Annotated in this window: 16 protein-coding genes; 5 read left to right on the forward strand and 11 right to left on the reverse strand. The window is 46.2% G+C overall.

Annotated features, from left to right (window positions below):
• Positions 1-80: 80 nt before the first annotated feature.
• Complete coding sequence (locus NIES2104_RS20445) at positions 81-674, reverse strand: hypothetical protein (protein ID WP_059000086.1); 594 nt, start codon at positions 672-674, stop codon at positions 81-83.
• A 262-nt stretch (positions 675-936) separates the two neighbouring features.
• Positions 937-1,989, reverse strand: coding sequence for an ABC transporter ATP-binding protein (locus NIES2104_RS20450; protein ID WP_059000087.1), 1,053 nt, complete (start codon positions 1,987-1,989; stop codon positions 937-939).
• Positions 1,990-2,109: 120 nt separating this feature from the next.
• Between NIES2104_RS20450 and NIES2104_RS20455 the strand changes: the two genes are divergently transcribed.
• Positions 2,110-2,514, forward strand: coding sequence for a response regulator (locus tag NIES2104_RS20455; RefSeq protein ID WP_059000088.1), 405 nt, complete (start codon positions 2,110-2,112; stop codon positions 2,512-2,514).
• 1 nt (position 2,515) lies between these two features.
• Here the strand turns inward: NIES2104_RS20455 and panB are convergent, their stop codons facing one another.
• Positions 2,516-3,295 (reverse strand): 3-methyl-2-oxobutanoate hydroxymethyltransferase, encoded by a 780-nt coding sequence (gene panB / locus NIES2104_RS20460; protein WP_059000089.1) that lies wholly within the window; start codon positions 3,293-3,295, stop codon positions 2,516-2,518.
• A 42-nt stretch (positions 3,296-3,337) separates the two neighbouring features.
• Positions 3,338-4,297 carry a two-component regulator propeller domain-containing protein gene (locus NIES2104_RS20465; protein ID WP_059001943.1) on the reverse strand — a complete coding sequence of 320 codons (960 nt, stop codon included), beginning with the start codon at positions 4,295-4,297 and terminating at the stop codon, positions 3,338-3,340.
• Positions 4,298-4,525: 228 nt separating this feature from the next.
• Between NIES2104_RS20465 and NIES2104_RS20470 the strand changes: the two genes are divergently transcribed.
• The 3 genes from NIES2104_RS20470 (at position 4,526) to NIES2104_RS20480 (ending at position 9,040) form a co-directional block, all read left to right on the forward strand.
• Positions 4,526-6,604, forward strand: coding sequence for a PP2C family serine/threonine-protein phosphatase (locus tag NIES2104_RS20470; protein ID WP_059000090.1), 2,079 nt, complete (start codon positions 4,526-4,528; stop codon positions 6,602-6,604).
• Between the two features lie 40 nt (positions 6,605-6,644).
• Positions 6,645-8,270 (forward strand): CHAT domain-containing protein, encoded by a 1,626-nt coding sequence (locus tag NIES2104_RS20475; RefSeq protein ID WP_059000091.1) that lies wholly within the window; start codon positions 6,645-6,647, stop codon positions 8,268-8,270.
• A gap of 146 nt (positions 8,271-8,416) precedes the next feature.
• Positions 8,417-9,040: a hypothetical protein gene (locus NIES2104_RS20480; protein WP_082690046.1), complete on the forward strand. Its 624-nt coding sequence runs from the start codon at positions 8,417-8,419 to the stop codon at positions 9,038-9,040.
• 175 nt (positions 9,041-9,215) lie between these two features.
• Here the strand turns inward: NIES2104_RS20480 and NIES2104_RS20485 are convergent, their stop codons facing one another.
• The 3 genes from NIES2104_RS20485 to NIES2104_RS20495 all read right to left on the reverse strand — a co-directional run bounded on the left by NIES2104_RS20485 (position 9,216) and on the right by NIES2104_RS20495 (position 11,785).
• On the reverse strand, positions 9,216-9,980 hold the full coding sequence (locus NIES2104_RS20485) for a hypothetical protein (protein WP_059000092.1): 765 nt from the start codon (positions 9,978-9,980) through the stop codon (positions 9,216-9,218).
• A 499-nt stretch (positions 9,981-10,479) separates the two neighbouring features.
• Complete coding sequence (locus tag NIES2104_RS20490) at positions 10,480-10,851, reverse strand: Mo-dependent nitrogenase C-terminal domain-containing protein (RefSeq protein ID WP_059000093.1); 372 nt, start codon at positions 10,849-10,851, stop codon at positions 10,480-10,482.
• 451 nt (positions 10,852-11,302) lie between these two features.
• Positions 11,303-11,785 (reverse strand): hypothetical protein, encoded by a 483-nt coding sequence (locus NIES2104_RS20495; protein ID WP_059000094.1) that lies wholly within the window; start codon positions 11,783-11,785, stop codon positions 11,303-11,305.
• A 163-nt stretch (positions 11,786-11,948) separates the two neighbouring features.
• Here NIES2104_RS20495 and NIES2104_RS20500 point away from each other — a divergent pair, with 163 nt between their 5' ends.
• Positions 11,949-13,601 (forward strand): AarF/ABC1/UbiB kinase family protein, encoded by a 1,653-nt coding sequence (locus tag NIES2104_RS20500; RefSeq protein WP_059000095.1) that lies wholly within the window; start codon positions 11,949-11,951, stop codon positions 13,599-13,601.
• Positions 13,602-14,239: 638 nt separating this feature from the next.
• Here the strand turns inward: NIES2104_RS20500 and NIES2104_RS20505 are convergent.
• From NIES2104_RS20505 to NIES2104_RS20520, 4 genes are all read right to left on the reverse strand, one after another.
• Complete coding sequence (locus NIES2104_RS20505) at positions 14,240-16,216, reverse strand: TnsD family Tn7-like transposition protein (protein WP_059000096.1); 1,977 nt, start codon at positions 16,214-16,216, stop codon at positions 14,240-14,242.
• A gap of 96 nt (positions 16,217-16,312) precedes the next feature.
• Entirely contained in the window at positions 16,313-17,833 is a 1,521-nt protein-coding gene (locus NIES2104_RS20510) for an ATP-binding protein (RefSeq protein WP_059000097.1), read from the reverse strand.
• 2 nt (positions 17,834-17,835) lie between these two features.
• A complete protein-coding gene (locus tag NIES2104_RS20515; RefSeq protein WP_059000098.1) occupies positions 17,836-20,040 on the reverse strand; it encodes a hypothetical protein in 2,205 nt (734 codons plus the stop codon).
• A gap of 5 nt (positions 20,041-20,045) precedes the next feature.
• A complete protein-coding gene (locus tag NIES2104_RS20520) occupies positions 20,046-20,858 on the reverse strand; it encodes a heteromeric transposase endonuclease subunit TnsA (RefSeq protein ID WP_059000099.1) in 813 nt (270 codons plus the stop codon).
• Positions 20,859-20,971 lie beyond the last annotated feature (113 nt).

Consider the following 20,971-nt stretch of genomic DNA (forward strand, 5'->3'; position numbering starts at 1 on the left):
GCGAAACTCAGGACGATTCTACGAGTGACGATAAAAAAAGCGCTCCAAATTAGAGCGCCGATACAAACTAAAAACTCAGTTTAACCAAGCCGTTTTTGCTTGAGTCGTCCCAGTGCGCCCACAGCAAATACTCCCAAAGCAGCAGCCATTCCAGGTTCAGGAACAGATTTTGGCGGAGGCGCATCTACGATCGCACGATAGATGGTGGCATGAGAAAGATCTTGAGCAATCCCTCGTTTATTAGTAGAGACTCCATCGGTTTCCCAGGTTCCACCAAATACAGCTAGAGCATCCGCATTCTCGAAGAAATAAGCGCTCCAGGAATTCGCCGCCTTTAAACTGAGCACAAACGGGCTGTTGATGCTAGTTGCAATGTTCCAAGTGCCAGAACTTCCTCCTGGGGCGTTAAATGCTCCTTCATCAGATTTGCCCACAAACTCCCAATTCGTCAAACCATTAAAAACACCTGTGGACAATTGGTTGAACAATGCTCCGGTTCCATTTCCTTGAGCATCATTTCCCTCAAATGCACCAATACAAGACGTTGATGCACCTAAACCAAAAGCAGTCACAGTTCCTGCTGTGCAGGACACTGCTGCATGAGCCGGTAAAGATGATACAGAAAGCAGACCCGCTGCCACTAGTGATGCGGGCAAGAATACCTTGGATTTCATCGTGATTCCTCTTCATCAAATCAAGCTAAAAAGATGTCTACCTCAGTGCTAGATACGTTTTTATACTGATGCTGGTAGACAACACTAGGATAACAAGCCCAAAGAGAAAAACATTGAATACCGAGTAAAGCTCATAAATCTCCGGCTTGGGATGAATTTTCCGTATTCATACGAAAGGCGATATTTACACTTACATTTTGATGTGCGAATCGCAAGCGTTTGTCAAGGTTTACACGTAGTAGATTTTGTGTGAGGTCGATCGCTAAGGATACAGACGCACCCCAGAAATCGAGTCAAAAAGAAACAATCGATCGACATCAAACCGCAACGGTAAGCGATCGCCCAATTTCAAGTTCATCGCTGGATCAGTCTGCAAATTAATCGATCGACCTTCCAACACCGCACGAACCAAAACTTCTCGCCCCAATGGTTCAATCACACTCACTTCAGCGACGCAATGCGGCTTTTGAGTATTAACTGAAAGATGTTCTGGACGAATGCCTAAATCGTATTGACCCGGTAAAAGATTGAGCGTCATCGGAAACGATTGATTGCCGATCTGAAGACTCGACCCGGTGAACGTCGCTGAAATTAGATTCATTGGAGGACTGCCGAGAAAAGACGCAACCATGCGATTTTTAGGTTGATCGTAGATTTCCTGGGGTGTACCGATTTGCTGAATCTTGCCGCGATCGAGCACGACAATTCGATCGGCTAACGTCATCGCCTCTACTTGATCGTGAGTCACGTAGATTGTCGTAATTCCGACTTGTTGATGCAATTGTTTTAATTCTGTTCGAGTGCCATCGCGCAACTGAGCATCGAGATTCGACAGCGGTTCATCAAGTAAGAAAACTTGAGGCTGACGTGCGATCGCTCTTCCGAGTGCAACTCGTTGCTGCTGTCCACCGGATAACTGTCTCGGCTTACGATCGAGTAAGTGCCCGATTTCGAGAATTCTTGCTACTGACTCGACCCGCTCTTGAATCGTTTTCAGTTCGCAAGAACGCATTTTTAGCCCGAATGCAATGTTTTCTGCCACGCTCATATGCGGATACAGTGCGTAATTCTGAAACACCATTGCCACATCGCGCTGACGTGCTGGAATCTGATTTACTAAGCGATCGCCAATATACAAATTTCCAGAAGTCGCGGTTTCGAGTCCTGCGATCGTTCTTAAAATCGTCGATTTTCCACAGCCAGACGGACCCACCAACACCCAAAATTCGCCATTGGGAATCTCGAAGGTGATGTCCTCAATCGCTGCGGATTTACTAAAACGTCGAGTAATGCGATCGAGTCGAACGGCTGCCATAAAAAAGCTGGATTCTTCCGTAAAACGGATGCGAGATTAGAGAAACGACTCTATCTTAAGGTGCATTATTTTAATACCATTGTAATTTAATGTTGTTTAGTGATATTCACCTGAATTGTTTTGGTTATCCCGACTTCTGTTCTTAATTCGTCAAAGGTTTTGATTGTAGAGGATGAAGCGGTCACGCGAACCGCATTAAGTGTGCTTCTAGAGTATCAAGGCGCGATCGTGGTTTCAGTCGGTTCAATTCAAGAAGGCATTCGAGCGATCGAGTCTGGATTTCAGCCGCATCTATTAGTGAGTAATATTCGGTTGCCCGATGGGAACGGGGCGCGAGTGCTCGAAGCGGTTCGACAGCAAGATGCAGCACTTAAACGGCAAACAGCCGCGATCGCACTGACTGGAGAAGCAATCGAAATGATTCGCACTGACCCGGATTCAGCCGGATTTGAGATTTATCTTTCTAAGCCTTACGATTCTGGAATTTTGTTGAATACAATCGCTCGATTGATGAGCACGAAATAAGCTACTCTCCGGGAAATTTGCCCGATCGCACATCTTCACAATATTCCTGTATCGATCGAGTAATCAACCCATTCAGGTCGAGATAAGTCTTAGCAAATTTTGGCTTCCAGGTTCCCAATCCCAACACATCCGAAGTCACCAGAACTTGACCGTCACAGTGAACCCCTGCACCGATGCCGATCGTCGGAATCGTTAACCGCTGAGTAATCGTTTGTGCCAGTTCAGCCGGAACGTGTTCAATCACGATCGCAAAAGCTCCCGCTTCTTCAAGTGCGATCGCTTCTGACAGAATTTTTTCTCCCGCTTCCGTCGATCGTCCTTGCTGACGGAATCCGGTTTGCCTCACCGATTGCGGCGTTAGTCCCACATGTCCCATCACTGGAATTCCTGCCTGCACTAATCGCGACACGGTTTCAGCGATCGCTGGATAGCCACCCTCTAATTTCACTGCACCTGCACCCGTTTCTTTTAGAATGCGTCCTGCCGAGTGCATCGCTTGTTGGATGCTTTCCTGGTACGTCAAAAACGGCAAATCCACAATGAGCAAAGCTTCTTTAACTCCGCGCCGGACGGCTTGGGCATGATGAATCACTTGATCGAGCGTGAGCGGCAGAGTCGTGTCATGTCCCAGCGCCACCATCGCCATCGAATCCCCGACTAGAATCGCATCGATTCCTGCACGATCAAGAATCGACGCGATCGCATAATCCCAAGCGGTCAGAACGGCAATCGATCGCTGTTGTTGTTTCCACTGAATTAATTGTTGCGGCGTGACGGGCATCGGACACCAAGAGTAGATAGGGTAAATCTATTCTACGGCTTCCTATTCCACCCTGCGGCTGAACAGAATATGCGGTCGCGTTTCATAACTGGTCATGCTCACCCAAGCGAGTCCTTCAGTCGTGCCAACCCAGAGTTTGTTTCCAGTGTCGGGAGCCAAAGACAAGACGCGATTTGAAGGCAAATTCGGCACTTGACCGACGATCGCACCATTGTAAGGATTCACCCGCAGCAGTCCGGTATTCGTTCCGACCCAAATACTACCCGCCGTATCGAAGCCTGTGGAAATCACTTCCTGACCTCGGAGCGAAGTCACCGATCGTAAACGGCGACGATTCAGCGGATCGATTTTGACCAGTCCGCTAGTCGTTCCTGCCCAGAGTGAACCATGTCGATCGAGCGAAAGCGACTGAACCGCTCCTTCATCTAAATTCGAGGTATGTAAAATTCTTGCGCTTGCGGTATCGACTTGCACTAATCCTTCGAGCGTTCCCACCCAAAGCTGACCCTCCGGATCTAACGAGAGCGCATTCGCACTCACGCCCGGTAGATTTTTCAAGGTGGTCATGCGTAACCCTTGATCAGGACTCACGAGCGCTAAACCCGAATCGGTTCCAACCCAGAGAAAGCCACGTCGATCGACTAACAGCGACAAGACGCGATTCGACGGTAGAAATAAATTTTGCGCCGTGACTTGGTTCGTTTTCGGATCGATTCTCCAGAGTCCTTCGCTCGTTCCAACCCAAATTCGACCCACTCGATCTTGAGCGATCGCAGAAATCGGTAGATTCGGCATTTGTGCTCGTGAAATCAATCGTCCGGTATTCGGGTCAATTCTCACCAATCCTTGTGGAGACGCGATCCAGAGATTGCCTTGAAAGTCGCGCTGAAGGGCTGCCACTCGAAAATCGGGTTGAACCTCTTGCGGTAACGGGGGAGCCACCGGAGGCGGAGCAGTCGGCGTAAAGGTAGGAGCCGCGATCGATCTGGGCGCAACGATCATAAGACTCAGGACGACAGAAGCAAACCCGAAGCGATGACACACGGAAGACATAGCCAATCTCGGTAAAAACTGGTTTATTGTGCCTCAGAAGAACGCGATCGCAACGGGGGTAAACGCGGAATTGCAGCCAAATCCACGCTCGATCGACAAAAATTGCTAGAGTGGGAAATGCTCAACCTCATGTGCAGCGACTTGGAACTGAGCCAACCGTAGAAACTCAATTTCTCAATGCAAACTGATCCGATCGTGCAATGCCCCAACTATTTCTGTCAGGCGCTCAATCCCGAAAGCCAGGAGTTTTGTCATCACTGCCAAACGCGGATTCCAAAGCGGTATCTCTGGGCAGTGGGAGCCACCGAGCCACCGGGGACATTGATCGACGATCGCTTTCTCCTCAAATCGGATCAGATTGCGCTTGACACTAAACCAGGACTTCCACCGACCGCGATCGAGATTCCGCCACCGCTTGAGCCTTATTTGCATCTGATGGGAGAACGTCCCGCCATTCCTCAACCGTATGCGGTGACAGGTGGAATTCTCTTTCTAGAATCGGCTCCAATTCATCCGAGTGGGGCGCGATCGCAGCGGGGAGAAGATTTATCCGGGCAATTGATGCCGCGATTAGTGCAAGTGTGGAATTCGAGCAGTGGATTTCGTCAGCTTCATTTTCTGCAACAACTCGCGCAACTTTGGCGATCGCTGGCGATTGAAAAAGCTGCCTCGACGCTGTTAGATCCCGATCTCATCTTTGTAGATGGCGATACCGTCAGAATTTTAGAACTCGATTTCAATTCGGCAACGCTGGCAGATTTAGGAAAATTCTGGTCAACTTGGCAAGCTCAACCTGCGATCGCGGATTTCTTCGAGCAGCTTTGTCAGAATTTGATCCAAGGAACGAGCATCGATGAATTGAATCAGGTGTTGGATGCTGCGATCGCGTCTCAGGCATCTCAACAATCGCGCCAGATTCAAATCGCTACATTGAGCGATCAAGGTCCAAGCCGCCAAACAAACGAAGATGCTTGCTATCCATCGAGCGGAACCAGCGGGAATCAGCCTCTAATCATTGTCTGTGATGGAATTGGGGGACACGAAGGCGGAGAAGTTGCCTCAAATTTAGCGATTCAAACGATCGTTGATGAACTGCGATCGATCGAGCCAAACCACTTGGAATCGAGATTAGAAGAGGCGGTCTGTGCAGCGAATGATGCGATCGCGCAAAAGAATGATGCTGAGCGGCGACAAGAACGGCAACGTATGGGAACGACCGTTGTGATGGGATTGGTTCAAGGACATGAACTATTTCTGACGCATGTGGGGGACAGTCGCGCTTACCGAATTACTCGCCAAGGCTGTTATCAGGTGACACTTGATGATGATGTTGCCTCGCGAGAAGCCCGATTAGGCTATACCTTTTACCGAGAAGCGTTACAGCATCCGTCAGCCGGATCACTCGTACAGGCTTTAGGAATGGGCAGTTCGAGCTATCTGCGCCCAACGGTGCAGCGATTTGTGCTCGATCAGGATTGTGTGTTCTTGCTGTGTTCGGATGGATTGAGCGATAACGATCGCGTTGAAGAATACTGGCAAAGCGAGATCGTACCCATTCTTGATGGAAAAACGAATCCGGCAACGGTAGCGCGACGACTGGTGGAAATTGCCAACACGCAGAACGGTCACGACAACGTAACGATCGGGTTAATCCACTGTCAAACTCGCGAAACTGGAAAATCAACCGTGGTGAAATCGGTCTTAGCAAAACCAACTCAAGTGGTTGTGCCTGCGACTTCTCCACCTGGACTGAGAACCGAACTGCAACCGCGTCGAACTCCTTGGCTAAGAGCCGGATTTGTTCTCCTAGTAATGTTCGGAATTGCAGGTGCGATCGTCGCTCTATTTGCGCCTGAATTAATCGCCCGACTCGGAACGCAAGCCCCAACCACGACTGCTCCAACCGTTCCTCCCGTTCCTGCTTCCCCAGAACCCCTCACCTCTGGAACAATTATCCGCATCGATCAAGCGGGAGCGAGACTCTTCCGTAAACCGGAGGCAACCGGAGCCTTTGTTTCGATTCCGCCTGGAACAGTCTTGCAGGTTGAGACACAACAGCGATCGACTTCTGATGCTGCTCCCTGGATTCGATTGAAGGTCTGTACGGTTCCGGTCAATTTACCCAATGGAGTCAGAATCGGGAATGCGGGGTGGCAACAAGAAGATACGCTTCCGTCTTTTACTCGTCCGACGCTTTCGGCTGAACAGCTTAGAGCCTGTGCCCCGACGAAACCGACCACCCCACCCGCACAATAGACTAAGATTAAAATTCCGGAGTTAACCCACCTGCTGATTCATGTCACCGTCTGAACTTCCCTGTTTAAGTCTCGCGATCGAACGGCTGCGTGCCTCTCAAGCTCAACATTTTGCGATTCATGTGATCGAAGCTCCGTATCGCGGTGGGTACTTATTACGAGATTGTTTGTGGACGGATGAATCAACGCATCATTGGCGATCGTGGCAGGAAATGTTTTCCTCACGCGGTCTTCCGAATGTACCGCACGTTTCGCAAGTAGTGGCTCCTCCAGTAGAAGCGCTCGAACCTCCGATCGGTCAGCCGCTCCCCCGTAGTACCCGGTTGATGCAAAATTTGGGGATTAATCTCTGGCAGTGGCTGTTTGATGGCGTGATTCAAGGAAGTCTCAATCGCAGTCAGGGAATCGCTCAGGGACAAAATAAAGCGCTGAGATTGCGGTTAGATGTGCGCGATCCTGAGCTAATTTCGCTTCCTTGGGAAATTATGCAGAGCGATGCTGGAAAACAGGCAATTTCTCTGAGTCAGCAGCTTTTATTTAGTCGGACTACGAGCGATGTGGACGGGTTGCCTGCTTTGCGATCGGAAACTAGCTTAAACGTGCTGCTCGTTCTCGGACAAGATGCGGCTCCGGATTTACCAAGCGGATTCGATAACCACAAGCGCGATGAATTGAAGCGGCTGAAATTAGAGCAAGAAGCGATCGCATTATCGAGAATTTTACGAGAGCGGCAAGGGGCGAATCGGTTGGCGGCTCCGTGTTTTGTCGATACGCTGTTGCAGCCGACTTCGGGAGAACTCATCGATCGATTAGAAAACGGTCATTATAATGTCTTGTTTTACGCGGGTCATGGGGTTCCCGCTGCGGATGGGGGGTTGCTGTTTCTGCGCCCAAATCAGCCGATGAATGGAACAGAACTCGCGCAAGTTTTAACCCGCTGTCGAGTGAAATTAGCGGTGTTTAATGCCTGTTGGGGAGCGCAGCCAGAAGATCAGGGCGGAAAATCGATTCCCCGGAGTAGTTTGGCTGAGGTGCTGCTGCATCACGGAGTTCCGGCAGTGTTAGCGATGCGGGATTCGATCACCGATGAAGAAGCGCTCAGTTTTATTGCAACGTTCGCGCAGGCGTTGACCGATCGAATGCCGATCGATCAAGCGGTCGCGGTCGCTCGTCAGCATTTACTGACTTTATTTCGGTTCAATCATCAGGCTTGGACGCTTCCCGTTCTATACATGCACCCGGAATTTAACGGGGAATTGATTAAGCCGATCGAGGAAGGCATGACCCAAATTCCGCACACTCCAAGCCAGTTGGGACTGCAAAATCCGGTGGCATCTTTGCGATCGCTAGAAAATTCCAAAGTATGGACGATTCGCGGCGGCATTATGAAAGTCGGCATGAGTGCAGAAAATGATTTGGTTTTAGCAAACGAACCTGGAGTTTCCCGTAGACACGCTGAAATTATTTATCGGAGCGCTGACCAGATGCAGCCGATGTACATTTTGCGGGATTTCTCGCGCTATGGGACTTGGGTTTCGACCGTGAATGGCTGGCAGAAAGTTCACAATTACGAAGTGCCACTTTATTCAGGGGCACAAATCAAGTTTGGCGGGTCGCAGAACTCGATTTTGGAATTTTTGGTATCGCCAGCGGATGGGCGAAATTAAGGATCTACCCTGAGAAATACGGATCTCGATCATAAAGATTTGGAAATTCTAGGCGATTTAGCGTAAATTGATAGGTCAGTTACGGAACTGGCAACAATCGGGTTGAAGCTATAGCCATCAAACACACCCACCCTAGTTCATTACAGATGCGGATTATTGTCATGGCACACGAAGCAGGTTCTTCTAACTCTCTTGAAATGCAGCAGGCGCTTTTAGATGCGTTGCTTGAATCGGAAGCGGTGTCGGTGCAGTCTGACAATGCTGACGTGGTAAAGGTCGAAGTGGCGGAAATTCCCGATAGCGCGATCGCTTATCCTTGGAATCCGGCTGACCGAGAATCGGAATCGTTTTTCAACACGTTAGAGCAGAAGTTTTCGATCGATTCACTTTCCGATGACGAAATTTCGGATCGGGCGGATGCGTTTTTTGCTCATCTCGATTCGCTGTTTGCGGCTCCTACCCTCGAATCGTCTTTGGCTCAGAAGTTCGCGACAGTACCGCAATCGATTCTAAATGCGATCGCTCGTCAAGCTCAGAAACTGGCAGATTCTTCAGCGAATTTGGCGGATCAACTCGTGCTCTGTGTGCAGGAAGCATTGCCGCAGTGGGCAGACGAGGATTTACAAGTATTGGCGCGTCCGTTGGCGTATTCGATGCGGGGCGAGCAACCGGCTGTAAAAGCAACCGATTGGGCGAAATTGTCGGAAACCGAACAGGCGAAATTGACATTAGCGATCGCTCGATATGCGTTGAGTGAAGTTCAGGATTAATCGATTCTTCAGACGTTTGGAAAGCTCCGGATCTTTGCAGAATCCGGAGCTTCTAATTTTTTGACAACTCACGGCAAATTAAAGTGAATTTGATGGATTTTTGCGCTTCGTTGCTCATTCGCCCCGAATTCCATTCCGGGGCGGGACTAAATCGAAGCGAGAAGACTTCTCAAACTCACAACAAATTAAACCGCTGCAACTGAGATTCGATCGCTTTCGGCAACGCTTTCCGCAACTGCGTTTTATCCTTGAACACTAATCGGTTCTGGCTCGGCATATCGAACGGAAATTGTCCCGGCATATCCGATCGTTCCATCTGCACTAGAAGGATTTGATCCGATCGCTTACTTTGTAGCGCGTACCCCATCTCGACACAGACTTTCGGGCTGGGAATTAATAACGGGGGCGTATCGGGAATTTGCGCGATCGTCGTTCCATCGCCGATAAATAAAAGACACTGACGAATCGATCGCATCAAAGAGCTATTTAACCGAATCGCGCCTTCACTCAATCGATGAGATTCTCGTAGCGTAATTGGGAGACGCGATCGACGATTTAGGCTATCAATTACCGATTCGAGTTCATCGCGCAGCAAATCGCCGGAATCTGTAAACTCGGTCTGATATGAAAAGAAGATTTCAGGCTCTAAATTCGCCATCACTTCTTGTTTTGAGAAATAGATTTCGTGGCTCGATAGATCAATATTAGAAATCGCGTAACCGCCACTTCCCTCGATGTAGAATTCAACCACTTCACCTTGAAGATAGCGTTGAAACCACGTTGATTTCTTCACTTCATCGCTATCTTCTAGAAAATCAGCCCTTAATCCCGATTTCAGCAGACTATTTTTGCTCAATCTCAAATCGTGGGGACGTTTTTCAAGTTCCCGAATGGGTTCATACTGTTCCAAATACCACGCCTTCAGCGCAATGATCGCCATGCTGAAATCTGCCTTTTCGTTTAAAAGTACAACAGCACCCAGTTGCCTAATCTCTGAGTGATTTCCTCAAGTAAATCCATTCTAGATAGAGTTGCACAAATTGAACACAAAATAATTTTTAGCGCCAATTTATTGCAGGACTCCCTGGTATGCCAGAAGAGGAAATATCAAATTTCGTGCGTTGGGTGCTGTTGCCGTCGAACGAGACAGATGTAGAGTAAAACAGCGTCTTGACCTCATTGAATTGAACTGGATTTGGCTGTTTGATCTGCCAGGGAAGCAGTTACTTGCTTCAATTTCAAACATACCACTTCGTCCCCAAGAGATCCGCGATCGAGATGAAAGTTTATCGATGTGAGAGTGGCATTCTGCTAGTTTTTCAGAATGTAAATTGATCGATTTAGAAACGTGAATTGCGGGTTTGTTACAAGCGCAATCGATCGCAATAAAAAAGCGGTTAGAGAAACCGCTGCTGTACAAGATTAAATTTAGGTAACTTCTAACAATATTGGCTGATATCTTCGCCACATTCATCCGCCAAATAACACAAAGCACGAAAGCGGAGTGCGACGACTTCATCGTAAAGCGGATTCAATTTGCACATCGGCGGAATGTGGAAAAGTGTCCGACCAAATAATTTTACATCGCGCTCAAACGGACACTGAGCGGGAATGCGTTCTGCTAGAAAATGAGCAAATTTTGAGTCGCGGACTTCAAGATTGTCAAGTTTGCGACGCAGGGGAGCGAGGGGAGCAAATTTAACACGAGTCTGGTGAGGTGTAGCGAGTGGGTGAGCTACCCAACTAGAAAAGGCAATTCTATCGTGACGATCGCGCTCTTGGGCGGAGCCGTCGAGTTTCCGAAAGCTCATGCTGAAACGTTCCTCGAACTGTGAAGTGAACTATGTCGGGAGGTCGTCCGTGAAGGGTACTACAACAATGAATGAAGCCATTACGGGCGATGTCTTTAGATTCTGGAGAGACAAATCCAGCTTCTACATTTATGTATCGGATTTGCTTCATATATTGTAACAAAGCTTACGGACTAACTACGATTTTTTGAAAATTTCTCGTAATTTTTTTAAGCTTCGTCGAACAGTTTTATGAAGTAAACTTGACACTCAATATTCTAATCTTTCTACCTAAAGATGGAAGTGCATTTAAATCACATTTACCCGATCTTTATTTGATCCCCGGATGCGATCAATGCAATTCAGGAATCGATAAAAATCGAGTTCAAAACTTTAATAAATAGTTTGAGATTTCTGTATCGAATATGACGAAAATATTTCTACTTTCCTAAAGCAAAGAAGTTGTCTTCAGCTAGAACGATCGCCAAATTTCTCTCACGACTTGCCGCGCAACTTCAAACGGTTGACTCGCAGGCGGCAGCGGAATTGCCTCATTTGAGAACACATAGTAAATTTCACCCGCGTCACTCACCTCGAAATTCGCATCATATTCACGCGCCCACAGATCAAGATGACGACGAGCGATTTCTGGCTCAAGTCGAGTGGCTCTGGAAAAATCAAGCAGCGAAATCCGTCCCTGCTTGAGATGGAGTAATTGAAAAAATCGATCGCGAATTGCGTGACGGTTCGCCTTAGAGCTGGCGTAGAGCAGTAAACCGCCGATCGCACTTGGAGTTAGCCCGAAAAATACGAGTAGAATCACAAGAATCGTGGAAGCCCAAACTGGAGGTTGCAGCGCTAAAATCGTCAGCGAAAGCGCGATCGACACTACGCCACCACCGCATAGAAAGACACTTCCCAAGGCTTTACTTGCCACGCTCCAGAATCGATTCATGCGCTACTCCACGGAAAAACTCTCGATCGCGATTAGTCATAGCCTAACTTGTTTTTTTACGATCGATTTGATCGGTTTTCCGACTCTCTTCCCTCTGAAAGTAGATAGCTGAATTTCCTTGCCGTACGTTACTTTAGAAATCAGCCCTGTTCCCATTTCTTCTATGTTTTCTAGACTTGTTCAAACTAGCTCTCGTCAAGGTGAAATCGTAGAAGTCGTTTTCCGAAATGGATGGGACTATATGCGGCGACTGCTCACAGGTGGTAAGGTCGATGAGCCGAAACTGCCCCCGCCCGCTGTCCTACGAAATATCCTGGTTGATCTCGGTCCGGTCTACGTCAAACTCGGACAACTTCTTAGCACTCGTCCCGATCTTTTACCTGCTGAGTATATTGAGGCGCTGTCTACTCTTCAAGCTGAAGTACCTCCGATAGATTGGGCTGAAGTCGAAGTGATGTTGCGAAAACAATTCAGCCAGCCGATCGAAGAAATTTTCGCCTCGATTAACTACAAGCCAGTTGCGGCAGGCTCGATCGCGCAAACGCACCGAGCCGTTTTAAAAGATGGTCGAGCCGTGGCGCTAAAAGTTCAGCGTCCGGGACTGAGTTCTGTTGTTGAGCAAGACATTTCTCTGATTCGTCTGGTTGCGCGGTTAGTCGCTCAGACGGAATTCGGGCAGTACTACGATATTGTGTCGATCGCTGAAGAATTCGCGGAAGCTCTGAGAAATGAACTCGATTTCACTCAAGAAGCGCGATATACCGATCAACTCCGGCAGAATTTAAGTAATACTCGTTGGTTTAATTCCAATCAGCTAGTTGTGCCGCAAATCTACTGGGAATACACCACTGATAAGCTGATCACAATGGAATGGTTGGATGGTGGGGCAATTCTGTCTGCTTTTCCGCCGATCAGCTTTGATGGCACCACAGATTTACAAGCGCGAGAAGAGATTTCAACCCTATTACTTAGAGCATTCTTCCAGCAGATTTGTTTAGATGGCTTTTTCCACGCCGATCCACATCCGGGAAATGTCTTTTATCTCAATGATGGTAGAGTTGCATTGCTTGATTGCGGCATGGTCGGGCGACTTGATCCGAGAACACAGCAGCTTATTTTGGAACTGGTGTTAGCGATCGTCAATCTCGATGCTCAAAGGTGTACTCAATTAGTGCTCCAACTTGCGCCACCTGTACAACCCATTAATCGCGTCAAGCTCGAAACAGAGTTCGATCGATTATTGCGCCGCTACTATAGTATGAACATTTCGCAAGTCAACTTTAGTAAGTTGGTGTATGAAGTGCTGCAAGTGGTTCGAGATAACAAAGTGCGCGTTCCTGGAAACTTAGGACTTTGTGCAAAAGCGATCGCGAATTTAGAAGGGATTGCTCGATCGCTTGATCCGAATTTCAACATTCCAAATAAAATTCGCCCAATGATGACCGAGGTATTTCAGCGGCAGATTGTTGGGGAAGCTCCGCTCATTGCACTATTACGAACCGCGTTAGATGTGAAAAATCTATCGCTGCAATCTCCGCGACAGGTGGAATTGTTGCTCGATCGCGTTACTTCTGAAACGTTGCAGTGGAATTTCTCGATTCGTGAAGCAGAACCTATCAGACGCACGATCGATTCTTCAGCGAATCGACTGTCCTTCAGTATCGTTGTTGGCTCGTTGATTATGGGAGCCGCAATCATCTCTTCCAATACTCAATCGAGTCAGGTGTATTGGGTCAGTGATGTACTGTTCGCAGCGGCGAGTTTTCTGGGTCTTTGGTTGATTCTGAGCATTCTGCGATCGGGTCCACTCCGTTAGAAGACTAACAGCGGTTTTTGTCCGTGATCAGGAATAATAATTACCTGGACTTACAATAATTACTTGGACTCATAATAATTATCTGGACTAGGTAATAGTTATCTGAACTAGTACTTTATGAGAAAACCTTTAAGATTTGTGAAGAACGAGTTAGAAAAGCTTCTCAGAATTATGGGTAATTAAAAAGTGTATAGTTCAGTAATACCCCGTACCAATTCCAAGCAGAATTGGGGCATAGCGAACGGCAACGGAGTGTCCTGAGTAGGTTAATTCTGCCTAAAGATCGCAAGTCCAATTCAGCCAATGGCAGAGTTAGACGACAGCTATTTTTAGTTGCCGTGACGATTGGAACAACAGTAGTCTGCTAGTGCCATAAGTATTACTGTTTGCTAAGTGGTTGTATGCCATCAGGGCAAAGCGCGACTTTGTAGGAAGTGCTTATTCATTTGCTTGATCCAAGAGAAGTGCAACGCGTGAATTATGAAGCAAGCGATCGCTTGTGCCTATGTTAATTTTGCTTTTGAAGCTGCGTAGGAGCTAATCATTAACCACCATAACCATGCTTGAAGCTTCAACCAGTACCACTGCAAGCAAGCTCACTAATGCTACCGCTTTACCGAAATCATTCCCAAGAAGCACTATTTTGCGCCGTTGGCTCCACTCCTCATTAAGCTAAGTGTAGAGAGTGCTGCTGCGATCGCCCCTTGAACTACATTTGACTGCTTAACTTTAGGATAAATGCCAGCCCGTCTCTCGAACTGATTTCTTGTCGGAAAAACGTTCTCCTCGCGATAACGCTCTGTGACCCAATGGATACGACGCACAGCTATCTGTTCAGGTGTTTCAACAACTTCAGCCAAAGCCTGTGTAGTAAGCGGTAGCTTGTCAAGATTACCTCTAATTTTTGTTAACTCTCCGATCTCCCGACCCAGCACAGATGCCGTAATTTGTTTAGGACGACTTGGGGAAAATAGAAGAAGATTTGCTGCCTCTAGAATAGCATTTGACCAATCAGCATCTCGCTCAGACCAATTAATCTGACCAGAAGTGCGAGGTGTGGCAACCCTTGTCGATGAAGGGCAATGCTCACTAAACCACTTTGCATCGTATCTACTTAATCGATTGTAGGCACGAGGAGCTAACATCCTCAGTTCCTTCAGCTCTGCCTCTGGACATTTTTCTCTAATAGCGAGCCACTCGTCTCGGTAAAGCTGTTGCTCATCTACTTTTGAAGGTTGGCATCGCCGACGAGTAATCTCTGCACCAATTCCAATTGGAAAGACTGCCTGTCTTGGCAGCGGTAAATTTAATCGAGCAGCTTGCCGCTTCACAGTCTTGTCATGAACACCTAATCTTCGCGCCATTTCATGTACGCTAATGTATGGATTCGCCCAAAATGTTTTTAGAGCTGTTTCCCAAACGATTCCATAGGACTCTACCCTACTAAAGCGAAATCCCGCCTCACTGCTGGAATCAGGACCCAGACGAGCATACGTAAATCCACATGCACACTGAAATCTACCCACTGGTCTATGACCAGGTGTTATGGAGTAATCTAACGAAAATTCTTTAATACAGATCTGCTTAAAATTTTCACATACAGGGTTTAGACAAGGCCAAGGTCCATAACCAAATGGACGAAATTCATGGGATAGCTGAAAAAACTCCTCAAGTGTATGGCCGAGAAACTGAATAAATAGTAAGTAATGTGTTATCGGCTGTAATTCCTGCTTGTTCCTGTAAGTTAACCTATGTACCCAAGAATGTCTATCCATTCCATCCTTTCCGACACGAATTTCGCAGTTGAGTAGCGTGAGTATTTCTGAAGGGTAATAGTTTAGAAATTCACTGCTTAACTCCTTACGACGGCTAGTTGTTCCTTGATAGGTTGCCCACCCTTTATCTACTAGTATTTTGATCCATCTTGCGTGGAGTTGTTCAGAACTAGAAACTAAACCCTTTTGATTGAGAAGCCACAAAGCATCACGAGAAATTTGTAGAAGGATTTTGTGAACTAGCTTGTTTAAGCTAAGAGGGCGCGGAGTAACATCATGAGTACCTTTTACTGCTGAAATGAATGTGTCAGCCTTTGCTGGGTTTTGAATAGATACATGACTTGCCTCTAAAAAAACAGCATGGATTGGACAGACTTTTACACCAAGAGCTTGATGAACACGATGCCAGTAGGGTTCGCCAAACAAATTTGTATCATCTTCTACACAGAGAGGACAAAATTGCAGGAATTTTAATTGTCGCATATATAAAATTCCTAAAAGGGAATGAACGCTACCTCTCTCTGAATGCTGCATTACTTCTCGAACACGTTGAATGCGCTCCTGAGGGCAAAATGGACTGTAGAAAGGCAACATCGTATGATTGTCAATAAGCTCGTCAACTGTGTAGCTGTGTCTAGGCGGTAGATTATTAACTAAGTACCCTAGTCGATTTGGCAGATCGTAAGTTGCATGTCCCCATTTAGAACCAAATAGCGCCTCCATTGTGTAATGAGGTCTAGGAAACTGCATATGGTCTTGAAAAGCTGCACACATGCTATACAGAAGCTCATCAGGACGACCTGTAGGGAAGTAGGGAATTACTGCGTTATGAGAATTCATGAGACCTCTTACTTGCACTTCTCAAAATCGGAATTCTGCATCTGAAAGCCCTGCTCTTAATTCACTACAAAACTTGCAATACACTGATTAAACGGTTTAGTAAACGTAGACATCAAGGTTTTGGATGTGATTGGCTTGGAGTAAAGATTCATAGGGAGTGACATCATTGGTTCGTCCAATCATGATTACTTCTAATATTCCCCCTTTGTAAATAACAGTCTTCTGCTTCTTTGCCTTCCTTGTTTTTTTTGGACTTCCACCTTCTTTACTTGTGGAGATGTTATTTCGCTGGTCACCAGTCTGCTGACCAGTTCTACTCAAGGATGTTTCTACTTTCACCGTTGAAACAGGAAGTTTGAGCAAAGCGTCATTTACATGTCCCTTAATATCAATTGCATCGTGAAGATCCTTGTAACGACTCAATGCACTCTCGTCTCCAGAGCGAAGTGCCTCCAACATGGGTTGAAGAAGTGAGAGTGATTCGCGAACCGAACGAATTGCTTGTAGAGATAGAACCTCTTGCATTGCCTCCTCTTCGGTTGTCATTGCCCTAATCTGAGCAAGTATGAAAACCTTGATCACTAGATCAGTAATACCCTGCGACTCATCATAAAGTGCATCCCGCAAGTCAGAAGTTAACTTAGTAAAGTTTTGTAAATACTGGTACTGCCACAGCTTTTGGACGAAGATCTCCCAGTCAAGCTCGTCTTGCTTCATTCTCTTGACTACACAGTCTCCTTGACCACTTACACGACGTGCATCACGAAAAGCCCTACTCAGGACTTCAATGGCTTCTGGAGTTCCCACTGGAACAATTGGTAGGCATAGTTCGTTTACGAATTCTACAAAGGTGTTAAGCATAATATCAGCATCGTTTGCCTTTGCGTCTATTAAATTCTGAATTTCATCAATGACTAAAACACCGATACCATGTAGCTGAACAACCGTATACATATGACCAATCATTTCACCTATTGCCGCTCTTCCATTACGGGTATAGATTCGGTAGTAGTTAGTTCCCAGAATCTCGTCCACTTTACGAAAGAATCGATGACAAAGGGCTACTAATCCTCCACCTGGTGGACACGGAACAACTAAATAAACAATTTGTTGACGGTTGAACGTTTGATCACTGTATTCACTGTGAAGGATAAGTTGAGGATAAAGTGACAATGCGCTTTTTACACCACAAGTTTTTCCAATACCACTATCACCGATTACAGCAAAAGAACTGGCGGTAGATTCCATTGTATCTGGTAAAGGGGTATCGTCAGTCAAGAATAGTCGACCTGCCCGCACGTTATTCCAAAAATCCCTATGTATCGGGTTACGTCCTCTATATCCAGGACGAATAATGCGATCGAAGAGATAGTACAAATCAATGTTAAATGTTAGAGGCCAACGCCATAGCAGTATTTCTTGTAGTGTTTGCAATCGCTCATGAACTGGTAGAGAACGATCTTCTGACTGAAAGTCAATAGCGTTTTTGAGCAGTTTGGCAACCACAGAATACTCAAGTGTAGGTGGCAGAGCTTCTATGAAAGGGTTTCCTTTATACTTTCTATTAATTGGCTGCGAATATGTGGCGTATTGAATCAATGGGGGGCGTTTTTGCATAATCAATCCTCCTCCTCAGCTAACTGACGTAATAACTGTGAATAAGTGGGGCGGGGAACAAAACTTTTCTGATTTGAGCTTGACTGTCCCCTCACATCAGAACTTTCCTGATTCGCATTCTCCGCTATAAGTTCGGCTTCATTGTTTTGGGCATCAATTACAGCATCTGAACTAGACTGCAACTGCTGAGCTTCAAATTCTTGTTCCGCCTTGGTATTTTCGCGTATGTTCTTCAGGCGCGCATGGGGACTCAGACCGCTGTCCCTAATTGCCTGCTCTGCAATTTTTGTCGAAGTCTCTACCTCGCTATCTCGATGTGCATGAAGTTCAGCGCGTCCCTGATGCTGTTGACCAATCTGAGCGTTTATTCTCTCTGTTTCTGAAATATTGTAATTATCTACCTCCTCAAATGAGAAACCAGGAAATACTTGAGTTTTAGGATTATTCGTTCGCTTACACAACGCCGTTTCTCCCTTACCTAAATGCAGGTAAATTTCATCTATTTTATCAAAAGGATGATGAGAAATAGACAGAGATTCGCGCTTTTTAGTAATTGCAATTCGATCAATCCTGCTTTGGATTTCGGGAATATCACACTCATAGTAAATGCCCTTAAAGTATATGCCGTCACGAGTTAAAGAAGCTTTACTTCTCGGTAATAGGTTCAGGATAAGGGCTTGATTGTCTATTCTTCTGAGTAACCCACCACGGTTAGCAATGCCCCAGTTCCAAAGCTTTATTGGAATCTTCGGTACCCCATCGCTAATCATGAATAGATCAACAGGATAGTTGCGTATGTATTGATACTGGTTGTAGTACAATATCGCTCGTAAAACAAGTCGTCTAAATGCCTTGATGTCAAGTCGAGCATTTAAACGGTAATCACTATCACCGCGAACTACTTCGTCAGGAATTGAGCCGGGCAACTCATCGATTAGAATCTCGTTCATGATATTCATGAGTTGTTCAATGATTCCTTTCATGTCTGCTCGATATGGGCTGGCATTTGAAAAGTTTACGTCTAATGCGGTTGTGATCGATCTGTTTTGCAAGTTATTACCTTCACCTCGATCAGTCAGGAGTTCATCAAAGAGATTGTTGCAGGGCCATTGGTTTGGAGTAATGTTAATGCCATGCTGCTTACAAAGCAAAACTTTGTCCGTTGCTGCACTTGAAAAAGCAACTTTAAAGCCTTCCCAACTCGCTTTTCTCAGACTGATTTCTACAGCCGCAATCATGTGGCTAAAGACATCGACTCCAAGATAAAGTGTTACTCGGCTGATGATTCGAGAAGGATCGATTTGGCTTGTAAGATAAACATCGACCGGAGTAGAATCGAACTGAGCTAAAGACCCTGTTGAAAAGGCCATAGTTGTAGAGTCGCCATGCATAGAGCGGCAATTGGATTGAAACCGTTTCTCGCCTATAGTGGCTTCTGTCATTTTGACGATATCTAATTCTTCGCGTAAGTAAGTTCTAAATTGGGAGATCTTGGGGCGCTCATGTTCAGGCGGCAATATGGCAACAGGTTGCCCTTCTTTTATCTCATATCCCAATTTAAAGAAGTTTTGATTTACTGCATCAAAAGCCGCCAGTTGAGTTTTAACTTCTCTTTTCTCAAGCAGTTGCTTTCCAAAATCGAAATACTGACGAATTTCGTCTGTTATGTTTACTCCTGTAGTTTCACCATTTTTATTTGGTCGTCCTCTTTTCTTTTCTCCAGCCGTCTTACGTTTACCTGGACCACCCCTGTTTTGAAAATCGGGAGCCAATGTATTAGGCGTTTGTCCACGCTGGAAATAAATACGCACCTGCGTGTACAGCGTTTGCTTTGACTTGTGAGTATTACGTGCCACCTCTTGAATCAGACTGCCTCGTTGGTGTGGATCAAAAATCTGAGGGATGCTATCAACTACTAGGGGTTTTATTAGCTCATATGCAGCATCTCTCTGTTGACGTGCTGCTTCAGAAAACATATCGTCAGGACGGCTATACAAGGCAAAAGGGTCGTGTTTAAGTAGACGAATTTGATGATTGTCAACTGCCTGCCTAAAATCTGAAACCTGAATCACTGAGGTTTCTAGCCGCTCAACCCAAAGCCGGATGATCGCCATTTGCGTCATTGATGGATTGAGCCATAGTATTCGGTAAGTTTCAGACTCGTCAGATAGAAGCCAATCAAAGAGACTATTGATGAGAAGATCCATGAGTTTTATAGATTTTGAACAATCAGAATGTTGCCAGGTTCAATAGGAGAGTGCATATCAATGATCCAGCGTCGATTAGCAATGAGGTGATAAGCAACCCTGAGACTAGTACCACATTCAAATCCCAAGCTTGTATCACACATAGTTGTCAGATGTCTCAATGCTGTGTCTCGCAATTGTATTCTTGGAGTCAGCCAAGCATTAATGGCTTCAACTTCATCGTAAATTAAGTTGAAGCCTGTCAAATCAAGCGATTTGTGGATAATCTCCACATTTTTGGCGAGTTGAATTGGTAACTGGCGCTCGGTAACAAGTGACCAAGGGCAATTTCTGACAGATTGCCAGTAGATGCGCTCAATCTCCAGTTTCTCTGCCGTACGCAAACCTTTAACATTCAAGTCTATAGAATATTTGAAAGACCACGGATGAAAAACCCTTTGATCGCCTTTCTGGACTGTTAATAGAAAATCAGTGGTCATGATAGTTGAATGCTTTGACGTTGGGTGTAAAGGATGTTTCACGCCCATCGACTCTGCAATCTCCAAAGTTGCCTCCAATGGAAGTGGATATTGCTCTCGAATGTCTACAACGTTTCTCGCCCACTCAAAGACATAGAAACAATGGAGTTCTCCGTCACTCAATAACTGGTGGTCACGCTTGTCTGTCTTCCAGCCAGCGGCTTGGTGGGCACGACCATCTGACGGTACCTCATGTATGGTCAGCCAGGGTAGATAACTATGTCCTTCTCCCTGTCCTCTTCCCTCCCTACGCTTTCTGTCGATCGCTTCTTGAGAGATTTCCCCCTTATATTTAGCCATGTTGCTGTTACCTCAAGAATCTGAATACAATCGTGAAGTGTGCAGTATTAACGCCAATTAGCTCTCCAGATGGATCAGAGCCTGCTCTAGTAACCATCACGCTCGTACTGAAG

Source organism: Leptolyngbya sp. NIES-2104 (assembly GCF_001485215.1).
GTDB lineage: Bacteria > Cyanobacteriota > Cyanobacteriia > Leptolyngbyales > Leptolyngbyaceae > Leptolyngbya.